The sequence below is a fragment of the Prevotella veroralis genome, from assembly GCF_018127765.1.
Classification (GTDB): domain Bacteria; phylum Bacteroidota; class Bacteroidia; order Bacteroidales; family Bacteroidaceae; genus Prevotella; species Prevotella veroralis.
The window spans coordinates 859,971-874,898 of record NZ_CP072331.1 but is presented as its reverse complement, the minus strand read 5'-3'; the positions used below and the strand labels follow the sequence as shown (position 1 = coordinate 874,898).

Here is a 14,928-nt window from a genome sequence, read left to right as displayed (position 1 = left end):
TAACACATCCATAACATGCAACAGTATTTAGACTTACTAAGCCGCATTCTCAACGAAGGAGTGCATAAAGGCGACCGCACGGGGACGGGTACTCTATCCGTATTTGGTAATCAGATGCGCTTCAATCTACGTGATGGTTTCCCATTACTAACCACTAAGAAGCTCCATTTGAAGAGTATTATTTATGAGTTACTATGGTTCCTTCGCGGTGATACTAATATACATTATCTACAAGAGCATGGCGTTCGGATATGGAATGAATGGGCTGATGAGCATGGCGACTTAGGACCTGTCTACGGTCATCAGTGGCGTTCTTGGCCTGATTACAAAGGTGGAACTATTGACCAGATAACCAATGTCCTTGATCAGATAAAGCATAATCCTAACTCTCGCCGCATGCTTGTTACGGCATGGAACCCAGCCGAGGTTGATGAGATGGCATTACCCCCTTGCCATTGTCTCTTTCAGTTTTATGTGGCCGACGGACGCCTTTCTTTGCAGCTTTATCAGCGATCGGCAGATACCTTCCTCGGCGTTCCGTTTAATATAGCCTCTTATGCTCTTCTCTTGCAGATGATGGCTCAAGTGACAGGATTAGAGGCTGGGGAATTTATCCACACAACGGGTGATACACATCTATACAGCAATCATCTCGAACAGGCGAAACTACAACTCACACGTACACCTCGCCCTCTTCCGAAGATGAAGATTAACCCTGATGTGAAGGATCTGTTCGCCTTTAAGTACGAAGACTTCGAACTCGTAGATTATAACCCATACCCACATATATCAGCAGAAGTGGCTGTCTAACGCTTATGGAACTAAATATTATAGCAGCAGTAGCGGCTAATCGCGCTATTGGATATCGAAATGATATGGTCTATTTCATACGTGAGGACCTAAAGAGATTCAAGCAGTTAACGACGGGACATACCGTTATCATGGGGCGTAAAACATTCCATTCTCTACCCAAGGGAGCACTCCCTAACAGAAGAAACATCGTATTGAGTCGAACGGAGAAGGACTTTAAGGGTTGTGAAGTCTATCCTTCTTTAGATGAGGCAATGCGCCATATTCATGCTGACGAACAGGCTTTTATCATCGGTGGTGCGAGCTTATATAAGGAGGCATTAGGCATTGCCAACCGTTTATATCTTACCGAGATTGCTGATACCCCAGCACAGGCTGATGTCTTCTTTCCACCTTATAACGATGGTACTTGGCGTGTTGAATCGCGTGAGGAACACCCCGCTACGGATGATACCCCACCCTATTCATTTGTAAATTACGTTCGGAAGTAGTTTTAAAAGCTACTTCCTACATACGAAAAAGGTGCGAAGGCTCGGACAATCGAGTGTCCTGACCAACGCACCAATAATCTAGTATTATGAAAGGGGTGTATCTTTAACGTCTCATGTATTTATCAAACTGAGCCTTGGTAAGAATCTTCTTCAACTCAGCGTTGTATGCTGTACGCTTCTCACAAGGCTTATCTTTCTTACATTCTTGCGCTCCTGACTGACATTGCTTATCGTCTCTTTTACATGCTGTTGAACCACTCTTGCAATCAGACTTAGCCTCCTTATTACATTCATTTGTACACTCCTTCTTGCAACCAGATGTACAATTTCCTTTTCCAGCAGCACTGCAACAAGCCTTATTCTCGGCTTTCTCGCATTTCTGTTCAGCTGTATCACATGGCTTTTCACAGCTACCTTTCATCCCACAAGACTGTCTCTCAGAATTATTACAACCGCTATTCTTTACAAAAAGATCAGCATATTTCTCATTAAGTTGCAATAGTTTCTTAGCTTGCTTAGCGTTAAGTCCCAACTTGCTAACCATCTTATCTGTTACATGCTGTGGTGTTGCAGTGTGCTTATAACAGCCACCTTTTTGTTGAACCCATGCTATTTCGTTAGCATTGATAGCGTTTACATCCTTTGCAGATAACGCCATTGATGACATTAAGCAAACTGCAATCAGTGATAATGTTATACGTTTCATATAAATCTTTTATTTGTTATTACTATATCGTTCAAGCCCCACAAACAATTAAATTAACTTGCCTATGTGTTTGAACGAATGCAAAGATACAATACAAAAGGGATTTGTACAAATTACAGATAAGTATTATTAGTCGTGAAAGAGGCTTTTTAATAATTATTAATGAAAGCCCTTTTCTTATGTATGATATATATGTTGTATCTTTGCGCCCACAATCAAGTCTGATTGTACTTATTATCTTTTAATACAGAGAAGGGTAATTTTATGAAAGAAGCAAATAGATTGAAAGCACAAGAGCGGATGAATGATAGCAATGTTTATAAGGCTATGGAGCAAACGCAAAGAGTTATGGATGACTATTACTTAGACGGTATTCTCGGTCTTCTTCCCTATGGTATTGGCGATATCCTTTCGGCTCTCTTCGCCCTACTCTATGTATGGTTTGCCTTCGTAAAGATACGTAGTATTCCTCTTGCCTTAGCCATTATCAATAATAGTTTGCGTGATGTTCTGCTCGGACTGATACCTTTTTATATCGGAGATGTCATCGACTTCTTCCATAAGGCGAACCGAGAAAACATGCAACTTGTGCGTGGCTTCGTTGAAGGAGACAAAGAGGTGATACGCGATGTGAACCGCAAAGCTGTACAAAGTGCCCTTCTCATTGTATTAATGATCGTCTTAATCATTGCGATGATAGTCCTTCTTGTAAGTCTGACTACGTGGCTTATTCATCTTATCGGCTCTTTATTTTAGCCGATAAGACGAATGATTGTTTCGGAATCAATCACGATGTATCACACTACCACTGCCTTGGTGTGTGGCAAGAACTAATACTTCTGCCACTTGTACATGCTCCGGAGCCGATGCTGCATAATATGCCACATCAGCAATATCTGCGCCTGTCAAGGGTTGAATACCTCTATATACACCATCTGCACGAGCGTCATCTCCATGAAAGCGAACATTTGAGAAGTGGGTCTCTACAAGTCCCGGTTTGACATTCGTAACACGTATATTGGTTGAAGCAAGGTCTATCCTTAATCCATCAGTGAAGGTTTTCACTGCTGCTTTCGTTGCACAATAGACATTCCCATTAGCATAGGCTGCATCGCCAGCAACCGACCCTATATTAATAATGTGTCCGCTATTGCGTTGCACCATACGTGGGGTAACGAGGCGAGTCATGGTCAGTAAGCCCTTAATATTCGTATCAATCATAGTCTCCCAATCGTCCCAACGCCCTTCATAAGCAGGTTCCAAACCAAGAGCCAAGCCCGCATTATTAATCAAGACATCAATCTGTTGCCATTCATCCGATAGACTCTCAATAGCTTTCGTGGCAGCTGCTCGGTTCCTAACATCAAATGCCAAGGCAAGAACTTTCGCTCCTTCAGCCTCCAGTTTCTTCCTTAGTTCGGCAAGAAGAGGTGCTCTTCTGCCTGTGATAATCACGTTATACCCTCCTTGAGCAAACCGATGGGCACAAGCCTCACCGATACCACTTGTTGCTCCAGTTACTAATACTGTTTTCTTCATATATTTGTTTATTAAGACGTTATCATCGGTTATTTGTTCGACACCGCAACCCCAATTAAGATCAAGGCACTACCCATGTAGGCTATTGCCGTCATAGGTTCACTTAGGAAGATAGCACTTGCCACGACTGTTGTTATTGGGTTCAGATATTGATAGTTAGACGCTGTCATCACTCCAAGTCGTGCAATGACAACCGTCCACAAAGCGAAGCATAAGAACGAAGCAATTAGTCCTAAGAACAAGAGATTGAGCACCACTTTGGGCGTCATAAGCATAGAGAACGTTGCTGTCCATGGATTGATTAGGAACATCGGGAGCACTGTCACGAGTCCATAAAAGAATATTTTGCGGGTGATGAACACGGCTGAATACTTGCTTGAAACAGCCTTCATCAATAGCGAATAGACCGCCCAACACACCGCAGTAAGCAGTGCCAAGAGGTCGCCCCAAGGGTTCAGATGCAGGATAAAACTACCGTTGAAAATCACTATTCCTACACCCAGAAGGGCTATTAACGAGCCTGTTATTAACGTCCAAGTTGCTTTAATGCTCTTCACGAAGACGATCCCGAGGATAACAGTTATTAGTGGAGAAGTGGACGTAATAAAGCTTACGTTGTTCACATAAGTTAGTCCGACGGCAGAGTTCTCAGCGACAAAGAAGAGCGAACCACCCGTTATTCCGAGTAAGAGCATGAGTCCTTCATCGCGCCAACTATCGGCGAATAGCTTTCGAGGAGAGATAAACCAAATAGCGACATAAGCGATAAGGAATCGCAGAAAGAATATCTCCGAAGGGGTGAGACCACTATTATACAAGACCTTAGTATTTACAAAGGTTGTGCCCCAAACAGCGACCGCTCCCACTGCTATTAAGTGCCATAAAAGCTTCTGGTTCATAATGATGTATAGTCTACGTGGTGAAGTATTTGTGTAAAGGATTGGCTATCTTGCGCCCTTTAGTGATGAGTATTAGCACCGAACTAATGATGAGTACGGAGCCTATCACTACTGTTGTTGTGAGCGGTTCACCCATCAGTGCGATGCCGATAGTCATGGCTGTCAAGGGCTCGAAAGCCCCAAGTATGGCGACACTGGCCGAATCAATCAAGGTTAAGGATCGAACGAGAGTAACGTTACTGATGGTAGTTGGCACGAGACCGAGCAATATCAATGAAAGCAGCGAACTGCTATCTGTTATCTTCTGCACGCCTCCCGTGGTAAAAGATGAGTACAACATCAAGAAGAGCATAGCGATGAAGAAGATATAAAAATTCACCTTCAACGCTGGTAACTTACTAACGCGCATGTGCGGAAAGATAACCATGTAGATGGCATAAAGCAATCCGGACGACATGGCAAGGACAACGCCTAACATCGACTTAACATTTCCTGTTTGTCCAATACCACCCAGGAAGAACACGCCAAGGATAGCGAGAACGATGGCAGAGACGATTCTTAACGTCACTTTCTCATGGTAGAAGAGGATGAGAAGAACCTCTGTCCAAACGGGATAAGAGAACAGTAAGGTTGTAGCAACGCCTCCCGGCATATACTCATAACTACTGAACAGTGCCACAGCAGATACCGAATACATCAGTGAAAGGAATGCTAATCGCAATCCATCTCCCCATCTCAAGTGCAAGTTCTGACGCCTCCAAAGAAGGAAGCCCATCATAAACAAGCAACCGAAGGCGAAGCGATAAATGAGTACAGAAGGCAACTCCATTCCTGCTTCCATCACTGGAATGGAGAACAGGGGGATAGTTCCGAAGGTGATAGCAGACAGACTGGCATAACCGTAACCCTTGATGTTTGAGGATGTATTCACTACTTATTGTGTATGTTTTAGATAATCGTTTACACTTGCAAAAGTACTCATTTTATTGCAAAGAGGCTAATGAAAGGATAAGAAAAGATGTATTGGAATGGGAGTAAAAAGCACTCATCTAATAGCACCGAACCAAAGGTGACAAAGAAAGAGACGCCCTTCTCCATTTGAAGAGGGCGTTTCTTCGATGTGAAGAAAGCCTCTCTTTGAATCAAGGAAACGCCCTCTTCAAATCAAGAGGATGCCACAAAGTAGGGACAGACGCCCTCGTCTGTCCGCCCAAGTTGGATATTTTTGATAGAAAGAATATGTCATTAGGACAATATGTCCTTATGCTTTCTGTCTTAAAACCGCAATGCGAGACGGACAGACGAGGGCGTCTGTCCCTACTTGTGGTACTATCTTCGTATGCAAAAAGCACTATTTACCCCCCTCTCCATTCGGAGAGGGGACGGGGGTGAGGCTTCTCCTCCCCTTAGGGGAGGCTGGGTGGGGTTTCCAACCGATGGTATCTGTCTATACTTTGAGTATTCTTCTTGATTATTAACTACTTACACTTAAAGTGTTCATGATTAACTTTACCTATCAAAAATATGTAATTATCTCAATAAAAATAACGCTTATCTCAGTTTTTTTTCGTTACTTTGTCGACTCAAAAGTATTAGTCAGACGCGTTACGATAGATACTATTCACAATGTGTCGGAAAATGATATAACAATAAAGAAAGGTAACAACTATGTGCAAGACAACGAACAACAAGAAGCGAATATTATTCATTTGTTTAGGGAATATATGCCGTTCTCCAGCGGCACATGCCGTTATGCAGCATTTAGTAGACAAACGGGGCTGTAGCAATCAGTATGAGATTGACTCGGCAGGGATAGGCGATTGGCATGTGGGACAGCTCCCCGACAAGCGCATGAGAGAGCACGGAAAGAGGCGAGGATACGATGTGAACCACCATGCAAGGCAGTTTGATGCACGCAAAGACTTCGCTTATTTCGATCAAATCGTGGTCATGGACGAGGACAACTATCGGTATATTACGTCGCAAGCTCCCGATGCGACCGCTCGAGGAAAGGTCGTTTGCATGGCTGATTACTTCACTCGTCATAAGAATGCAACCTGTGTTCCGGATCCTTATTATGGTGGTGCAGAAGACTTCGAGTTGGCTTTGGATTTAATAGAAGATGGTTGTGAGGGCTTGATTTAGCCTCCCTCAATCCCCTAAAAGAGGAAGGGATATTCCCCAAACATAGCTCCAAAGTAGGGACAGACGCCCTCGTCTGTCCGCTTTTCAACATGGTTTAAAGACAAAATGACATAAGGACATATTATCCTAATGACATATTCCTTTTCTCTCAAATAGCGTATTTATGCGGACAGACGAGGGCGTCTGTCCCTACTTTGTGGTACTATCTTCGTATGCAAAAAGCACTATTCCGGATCCTTATTATGGTGGTGCAGAAGACTTCGAGTTAGCTTTGGATTTAATAGAAGATGGTTGTGAGGGCTTGATTTAGCCTCCCTCAATCCCCTAAAAGAGGAAGGGATATTCCCCACACATAGCTCAAAAGTAGGGACAGACGCCCTCGTCTGTCCGCTTCTCAACATGGTTTAAAGACAAAATGACATAAGGACATATTGTCCTAATGACATATTCCTTTTCTCTCAAATACTGTATTTATGCGGACAGACGAGGGCGTCTGTCCCTACTTTGTGGTACTATCTTCGTATGTAAAAAGCACTATTTACTCCCCTCTCCATTCGGAGAGGGGACGGGAGAGAGGCTTCTCCTCCCCTTGGGGGAGGCTGGGAAGGGTTTCCAATCGAGGGCGTCTGTCCCTACTTTGTGGCATTGTTTCAGATATAAGTATGTAATTTTTCGCCTACTATCTATCGTTAATTCAATTTTTTTCTGTTACTTTGTAGTCTTAAATTAGATATTAGTAATAAAAGACTTAACGCCTATTAGCACTACTGATAATGGACGGAACGCTAGCAAGACTAACGTGATGAATATAAAAAAGAGCATGAGGTGGCTGGTTGCTATTGTAGCAACTCCGGTCGTCCTATTCCTCCTCTTGGTTGTTCTACTTTACTGTCCCCCTGTTCAAAACTGGGCTGTAAAGCAGGTTGCTACCTATGTTTCAAATCACACGGGGATGCGGGTTAGTATCGACCGAGTGAACCTTTCTTACCCTTTAGACCTCCAGTTGGATGGTTTAAAGATGATAAAAGCAAACGACTCTATCCCCACGCAGAAGGATACAGTTGCTGATGTACATCGTTTAGTGGTTAGTATTGGCTTATTGCCATTGCTTGAGAAGCGTGTAGAAGTAAACGAACTGACATTCACAGGACTGAAGGCTAATACCACAAACTTCATTGGTGACTTACGAATTAAGGGTAACTTGCAACGCTTACACATTGTGAGTCATGCCGTAAACCTCGTTGGTGATTCCGTAAGAGTGAATAAGGCGGACATTGAGGGAGGCTGGATTGATGTTGCATTGGGCGACACTGTGCCCGAAGACCCACATAAGCAGAAACCCTTGTGGCGCATAAATATAGACAAGATGAACCTTGCCAAGACTGATTTCAAGCTCCACATGCCGGGCGATACGATGATTGTTCGGGCGCAATTCGGCGATGCTAAGGTTCGAGGAACAGAACTTCTCTTGCATGACAACATATATAAAGTGGCGGACATAGACTGGCATGGAGGTGCATTCAACTATGACCAACCTTTCGTCAAGCGTGCTGCTGCGGGCTTTGATGCGGCTCACATCGCTATGACGGACGTTAACTTGGGTATAGACTCATTCTTTTTTGCTGCGCCAAAGATAAGTCTTCGTGTGCGTGCAGGCAACTTCAAAGAGCGAAGTGGACTTGTGGTACGTGACTTGCGATGCCCCTTTAGGATGGATGCAACGTCTATTCAATTACCATCCCTTTATCTTCTCATGCCGAATAGTGAGTTTTCAGGACGCCTGCGGATGGATATGAATGCCTTTGATGACGCCCATCCCGGTACACTTAACGCCCACATGGATGGCTATGTGAGCAAGGCTGACTTGCATCCGTTCCTTACTTCCATTCCACGAAACATCTATCAGGCGATGCCGGGAGGGCGATTAACCATACAGGGAACCCTTGCAGGCAATCTTCGTTCGGCTTCCTTCCAACGGTTGAGACTTGCTATGCCGGGCTACTTCGACCTTACGGGGACGGGATGGGTGGCTGATATGATGGCAAAGAACAAGCCTTTACGCAGTGACTTACGCCTCAAAGGCGTGGCTCAAAACCTTGGTTTCGTTCGGAAACTATTGCCTGCAAGTATTCGGAAAACCATTGCGCTGCCTCGAGCTGTGGCTGTTGATGGAGATATACATGTACGGGAAAACCTTTATTCTGGCTCTATTTCATTGGCACAAGGAGGTGGTAAGATTCGTGTCAAAGGTGCTTTTAATCCTTCAAATAGCCTGTATCGCCTCGAAGCTGATGCTACGAACTTCCCTATACAACGCTTCTTACCACACATGGGATTGTCGCCTTTCACGGGAAGTGTGCGTACGCATGGACGCGGAACGGACTTTATGAGTCCGCAATCGTCCACTAATTTAAGTCTTCGTATTCGTCGTTTCAGTTATGGGAAATATGTGCTTGATGGACTGAATGGCGATATTTCTAAACATGGAGACCTACTTTCGGCACACGTAAAGAGTGTGAATAAGATGCTGGGAGGCGACTTCACTTATAAAGGACGTGCTAACCAGAAGTTAGTTGATGGTCATTTGCATGGCTGGTTGAGCCGTGTTGACCTCCATGCGTTGGGCATTATGACGGAAAGATACGTCGTTTCGACCTGGACTGACATGGATGTTCGTTCGGATATGAAGGCTAATCACCATGTACAAGGTGTTGTTCGTAAGTTCAAAGTGTTGCAGGAAGGTCGCAAGCGGAGTGCTCTCTTGGCTGCAGGCGACTTCAATGTGAAAGCCGATATACGCAATAATCGTTTGTTATCTCACCTTAATGGCAATCTTACCGAAGCTAACTTGAAAGCCTTAGGACTGATTGATAAACCCTACATAGTAGCTGCTGGGGCTGATCTGGAGCTTCGGTCGGATCTCAAGAATAGCTTTGCAGTGAATGGGCACATAGCTGATTTGGCTCTGGATGACGTTCGGAAGGGTGGAAGAGTTGCTTTGGCACGAGGCAGCTTCAACCTTGATCTAACGAAGGAAGGCACTAAGATGGATGGATCCATCAATGGGCTCTTCCCGCAAGTGGACTTCTATCAACTTGGAGTCATCGATAAGCCGCTATCAAGCAAGTTTGCTATTAATGCCGACTTCGGCATGAATGGGGCTGATAATATGCGTTTCAATGGTAAGTTGGGAGACTTACAAGTGAACGATAGCAAGCGTACCTACGCACCAGGAGACGTCAATCTGGATTTGACGAGTATGCGTGATTCGGTACATGTAGCCGTCGATGGCGGTGATTTCCATCTCAATACGGCATTCAATGGGAGTGTTGATCAGATGGCAAAGACGGGAAATCAACTTGTAAAGACACTACGGGAACAGATTCATCATAGGCGTATTGATCAGCCCGCTATCATCCGCTTGTTACCAACTGGGCATTTCACGTTGCGTAGCGGACGCGGAAATCTGTTTAGCAATATGCTTGCGAAGGATGGATACGCATTTAGTTTGGCAGATATCAGCATATCATCTTCACCGCATGAGGGCGTAAATGGTAAGATAAACATTGACTCCTTGGTTTATGACAATGTGCATTTAGATAGCGTAAGGGTAAACCTTTCCAGTGTAGATGGGCAGTTGAATTATGATGCCGCCATACTGAATAAAGCCGATAATACCTATCCTTATCATGGACATCTGCGTGGTGTACTCTATGAACACGGCTTACAAACACATGCAACAATACTTGATAACAAGGGAGATACAGGTTTCGACTTGGCATTGCAGGCTGCGATGGTGGGTCGGGGCATACGCCTTTCTATCACTTCTCCACAAGCCATCTTAGGTTATAAGGCATTTACAGCGAACGACTCGAACTATATCTATATAGCACGCGATCATCGCTTATCGGCTAATCTACGCCTTTTGGCATCAGACGGAGCTGGTATGACGATAACAACAGAGGATGAGGACACAACTTCGTTACAGAATGTTACGATCTCAATGAACCAATTCGAGCTGGGCAGTCTATTTAAGGTTCTCCCCTTCTCACCCAACATGTCTGGTATTCTTAATGGTGATTATCATATCGTGCAAACGACCTCTGACCTCACAATCTCTAGTGATATGACCATCAATAAACTGGTCTATGAGAATTGTCCGATGGGTAACGTCGGTACGCAATTCGTGTATATGCCGAAGGAAGATGGCTCTCATTACGTTGATGCTATTATAACACAAGATGGCAAAGGAGTGGGCTCCTTGTCGGGTGTATATCGTGGAGAAGGACAGGGAGAGTTGGATGCTACGTTGGAAATGAACCGTTTCCCACTGAATTACATCAATGGTTTTGTACCTGATCAGATCGTGGGTCTCGATGGCGTGGGAGAAGGTTCTCTAACGTTAAAAGGACCTTTGAACAAGTTAAACATCAATGGGGAGGTGTACTTGGATTCGACTTACTTGGTTAGTGTCCCTTATGGAATTAAGATGCGATTTGCCGATGATCCAGTCACAATACGTAATAGTCATATAGAGTTCGAGAACTTTGAAATGATCGCAAGTAACGGTTCGCCGTTAGACATATCAGGCTATCTTGACTTCTCATCGTTGGATAATATGCGCCTTGATACACGTATGCAAGCAAAGAACTTCCAGCTTATCAATGCCAGAAAGAACCCACGTTCTGAGGTCTACGGAAAGGCATTTGTAGACTTTGGAGGTCGAATGAGTGGACCGTTAAACAACCTTACTTTGGTTGGAAAACTGGATGTTCTGGGGACTTCCGACATGACTTATATAGTGCGAGATGGTACCTTGGCAACAGATACGGAACTGAAGGATCTTGTGCAGTTTACAAACTTCAAGGATTCAACTGTTGATGTTGTTAAACGCCCGGACATAACTGGTTTCACGATGTCAATGCTTGTCAATGTTGACGAACAGGCTCATCTGATGTGCTCACTCAATGCTGATAATTCCAACTACTTAGCCTTTACGGGTGGAGGTGATCTACGATTAGAATATAACCCAACTAATGGTGTGCGATTGAGAGGACGCTATACTCTGAATGACGGAAAGATGAAGTACTCCCTTCCTATTATACCGCTTCGTACCTTCAACATACAAGATGGAAGCTATGTAGAGTTCACTGGAGACCCCATGGAACCAACGCTTAGTATTGTCGCAACCGAAGATGTGCGCACGAGTGTATCGAGTGGTAATGATGGAAGAATCGTCGACTTCAAATGTGGAGTGAGCCTTTCTAAGCAATTCCCAAAGCCTGGTGTCCAGTTTATCATTAGTGCTCCAGAGGATCAAGAAATGCAGAACACACTGAATACTAAGAGTGTTGAAGAGCGTTCAAAGCTTGCTGTAACGATGTTGGCATCGGGTATGTATTTAGATGGAGATAAGTCTACGAGTGCCAATACAGCGATGGGTGGTGCCTTAGCGGGCTTCTTGCAGACCCAAGTTAACGCCATTACAGGCAAAGCACTCAACTCTATGGGACTCGACCTATCGGCTAACATGGAGAGTGCAGCAGACATTAACGGAACGTTGCACACTGACTATACGTTCAAGTTCAGCAAGAGGTTGTGGAATAACAGGCTTCGCATCATCATGGGCGGACGCGTTTCTACGGGCTCACAGTTCTCTGAAGAGAATGGAGCCTACTTCGATAACTTCTCGTTGGAGTACCGTCTTAACCAGAAGGAAACCAAGTATCTCAAGCTTTACTACGAACGGGAAGCATACGACTGGTTGGAAGGTAACCTCAGTGAATACGGTGCCGGATTCATGTGGAGACGCAAGTTAAAGAGCTTTAGAGACATCTTCCGCTTTAAAAACGACGATCCCGTAGTGGTTCCGAAGGTAGAGAAACCACGCAAGGATAGCTTAATTAATTTTGTTAATGAGAAGAGATAAAAATCATAAAGGACGTCTCGCGCTCATAAGTCTATCGGTGATGAGTGCCTTTCTATTACTCCTTTCGGCATGTAGCACAACCTCTGCTATCCCCGATGGAGAGCAGTTGTACATCGGAATGGAGCCTACTCTGTATAAGAATTACCAGTCAAATAAACACTTTGCAGCTACTCAAGAAGAACTTGATTTGGTGCTTGCAACAACACCAAATGCCGCTTTGTTGGGTAGTCCCAGTCATCGTTCTCCATTTCCTGTAGGGCTTTGGATATGGAATGCCTTTACACCAGATACAACGAAGTTCAGCCGTTGGATCGTGCGTACCTTTGGGTCTACTCCTGTCTTAATGAGCAATACTACGCCCGATCTACGCGTCACTGTGGGACAGAACCTACTACGTAAGAGAGGTTATTTCAATGGTAAGATCACCTACGAGAAACTAACCCAGAAGAATCCAAAGAAGGGTAAGTTGCAATACACAGTGGACATGGGTCACCTATGGACGATCGATAGTTTGCGGTACACGAACTTCCCTCCTGTGGCTGACAGTCTCATCACGAAGAACTTAGATAAGGCTCTCCTCCATAAGGGCGATGCGTTCGATGTGGCCACATTAGAGCAAGAACGCAAGCGCATAACAGACCTCTTTCGGAACAACGGATACTACTATTACCAGAATAACGATGCAAGTTATCTGGCCGATACAACCAACGTGTATGGTGTAGCTAACGTCCGTTTACAAATGGCGGACTCGGTTAGTTCGAAGGCACTAAGACCTTGGCAGATAGGGAAAGTGACGATTAACTTGCAGCGACAGTTCATGGAGCAGTTACACAATAAACAGTCTTTTCGAGATGTAACTGTCAATTACAATGGTAAACGAACGCCTCTCCGCCTACGCACAATAGCTAATGATCTGAAGGTATGGCCGGGTTCTTTGTACAATAATGAACTTGTTGAGCGCAGTCAACAACAGTTGAATGGTAGCGGATTGTTCGCTGCCACCAACTTTACCTTTACTCCTCGCGACAGCACGGACAGTTGTAGTATATTGGACATGACGGTTGATTGCACCTTTGATAAGCCTTACGACTTTTATATCGAGGCGTATGCGAAAGGCAAGACAAGCGGTCAGTATGGTCCAGAAGGAAACATCGGACTCATCAAGCGCAATGCTTTTCGAAATGGAGAGAAGCTCGACTTGCGCGCACATGGCTCTTATGAGTGGTCGTTCAACAATGATGGTAATGGGCAAGATAGGCTTGGTGTGAGCAATTATAACTATGGTCTTGAGGGTAGCCTACAAATTCCTCGCCTCGTAAATCCCTTTGTCTTATCTCCAAGAAAGAAGTGGGAACGCATCCAGAAGAAGATTGCTGAGGCTGAAGCAAGGGGCATCGAATATACTCCGAAGCCTCCCCGCACTTACTATACTACTCCAACAACAACCCTAAAGGCATCAGTTGATGTGCTAAACCGCGCTAAGTACTTTAAGAGACATGTAGTTTCTGGAGAGCTAACGTACCAATGGCAGCCTAATGAACGCAATAGTTTCTCTTATTCTCCACTCTCTCTAACATACGAATATATGCACAAGGTGACCAATCGTTACCGCACCTTAATAGCAAGCCTCCCCTATCTTGAAGTCTCAATGGCGGATCAGTTCATACCAAAAATGCTGTTCCAATATACCCATACGAGCCCTTTTAACTATCGAAACCCCATCAAGTTCTGGGCAACAGTTAGTGAGGCATCCAACCTTTTAGCTGCTTCTTATGCTGTAACAGGGCATCGCTGGAGTGAAAAGAATAAACAACTCTTTAAGAATCCATTTGCTCAATTCTTTAAAGTAGAGCTTAACTTCACTAAAATATGGGCTTTGGCAGAAAAGAGCAGTATTGCTTTTCATGCCAACACTGGTGCAGTCTGGGCTTATGGCAATAGCAAGGTAACTCCTTACACAGAACAGTTTTTCGTTGGAGGAGCCAATAGTATTCGTGCATTCAACGCCCGACAGATAGGTCCCGGAAGCTATCGTTCATCCTTCCGAAGCCGTTCCTACGTTGAACAAACAGGTGACTTGAAACTCCAAATGAACCTCGAATACCGTCCCCACCTGCTTGGTTCACTCTATGGGGCTGTCTTCCTCGATGCAGGAAACGTGTGGACACTACATCACGATACGGCTCGTGAAGGTGGACAATTCGTCTTTAAGAATGCTTTTAAGCAAATGGCATTAGGCACAGGGGTGGGTCTTCGATATGATATAGGCTACTTCATGCTACGTATCGATTGGGGAGTTGGACTGCATGTACCCTATAACACGGGCAAGAGAGGACTATATAACATAGCTAAATTCAAGGATGCCCAGACCCTCCATCTGGCTATTGGTCTGCCCTTCTAAACTATTTC

At 44.6% G+C, this 14,928-nt stretch carries 10 protein-coding genes and 1 pseudogene; 7 read left to right on the top strand and 4 right to left on the bottom strand.

The features are described from left to right. Positions 1-15 precede the first annotated feature (15 nt). Together J5A55_RS11735 and J5A55_RS11730 are read left to right on the top strand one after the other, a co-directional pair. Positions 16-810: a thymidylate synthase gene (locus J5A55_RS11735; protein WP_004382105.1), complete on the top strand. Its 795-nt coding sequence runs from the start codon at positions 16-18 to the stop codon at positions 808-810. 5 nt (positions 811-815) lie between these two features. Next, complete coding sequence (locus J5A55_RS11730) at positions 816-1,301, top strand: dihydrofolate reductase (RefSeq protein ID WP_004382106.1); 486 nt, start codon at positions 816-818, stop codon at positions 1,299-1,301. 103 nt (positions 1,302-1,404) lie between these two features. Here J5A55_RS11730 and J5A55_RS11725 read toward each other — a convergent pair whose 3' ends face one another. Further along, positions 1,405-2,007 (bottom strand): DUF4890 domain-containing protein, encoded by a 603-nt coding sequence (locus J5A55_RS11725; RefSeq protein ID WP_234396049.1) that lies wholly within the window; start codon positions 2,005-2,007, stop codon positions 1,405-1,407. Positions 2,008-2,271: 264 nt separating this feature from the next. On the opposite strand from J5A55_RS11725, the gene J5A55_RS11720 reads away from it, so the two are divergent. Beyond that, positions 2,272-2,763, top strand: a complete 492-nt coding sequence (locus J5A55_RS11720) for a DUF4112 domain-containing protein (RefSeq protein WP_004382109.1) — start codon at positions 2,272-2,274, stop codon at positions 2,761-2,763. 27 nt (positions 2,764-2,790) lie between these two features. On the opposite strand, the gene J5A55_RS11715 is transcribed toward J5A55_RS11720, so the two are convergent. From J5A55_RS11715 to J5A55_RS11705, 3 genes are read right to left on the bottom strand one after another with little or no spacing between them, the layout of a single operon-like run. Beyond that, positions 2,791-3,546, bottom strand: a complete 756-nt coding sequence (locus J5A55_RS11715; RefSeq protein WP_004382110.1) for an SDR family oxidoreductase — start codon at positions 3,544-3,546, stop codon at positions 2,791-2,793. Between the two features lie 29 nt (positions 3,547-3,575). Further along, positions 3,576-4,445 (bottom strand): DMT family transporter, encoded by an 870-nt coding sequence (locus J5A55_RS11710; RefSeq protein ID WP_004382111.1) that lies wholly within the window; start codon positions 4,443-4,445, stop codon positions 3,576-3,578. Positions 4,446-4,458: 13 nt separating this feature from the next. Next, positions 4,459-5,376, bottom strand: a complete 918-nt coding sequence (locus J5A55_RS11705) for a DMT family transporter (RefSeq protein ID WP_039850881.1) — start codon at positions 5,374-5,376, stop codon at positions 4,459-4,461. Positions 5,377-6,113: 737 nt separating this feature from the next. Here J5A55_RS11705 and J5A55_RS11700 point away from each other — a divergent pair. The 4 genes and pseudogenes from J5A55_RS11700 to tamL all read left to right on the top strand — a co-directional run bounded on the left by J5A55_RS11700 (position 6,114) and on the right by tamL (position 14,920). Then, positions 6,114-6,590 (top strand): low molecular weight protein-tyrosine-phosphatase, encoded by a 477-nt coding sequence (locus tag J5A55_RS11700; protein WP_039850883.1) that lies wholly within the window; start codon positions 6,114-6,116, stop codon positions 6,588-6,590. Between the two features lie 220 nt (positions 6,591-6,810). Continuing rightward, positions 6,811-6,900, top strand: a pseudogene (locus J5A55_RS11695) (low molecular weight protein-tyrosine-phosphatase); the annotation flags it as partial. A gap of 492 nt (positions 6,901-7,392) precedes the next feature. After that, a complete protein-coding gene (locus J5A55_RS11690) occupies positions 7,393-12,519 on the top strand; it encodes a translocation/assembly module TamB domain-containing protein (RefSeq protein WP_004382119.1) in 5,127 nt (1,708 codons plus the stop codon). Beyond that, positions 12,506-14,920 carry a translocation and assembly module lipoprotein TamL gene (gene tamL / locus J5A55_RS11685; RefSeq protein WP_004382120.1) on the top strand — a complete coding sequence of 805 codons (2,415 nt, stop codon included), beginning with the start codon at positions 12,506-12,508 and terminating at the stop codon, positions 14,918-14,920. The genes J5A55_RS11690 and tamL overlap by 14 nt, the downstream gene beginning before the upstream one ends. The last annotated feature ends 8 nt before the right edge of the window (positions 14,921-14,928 follow it).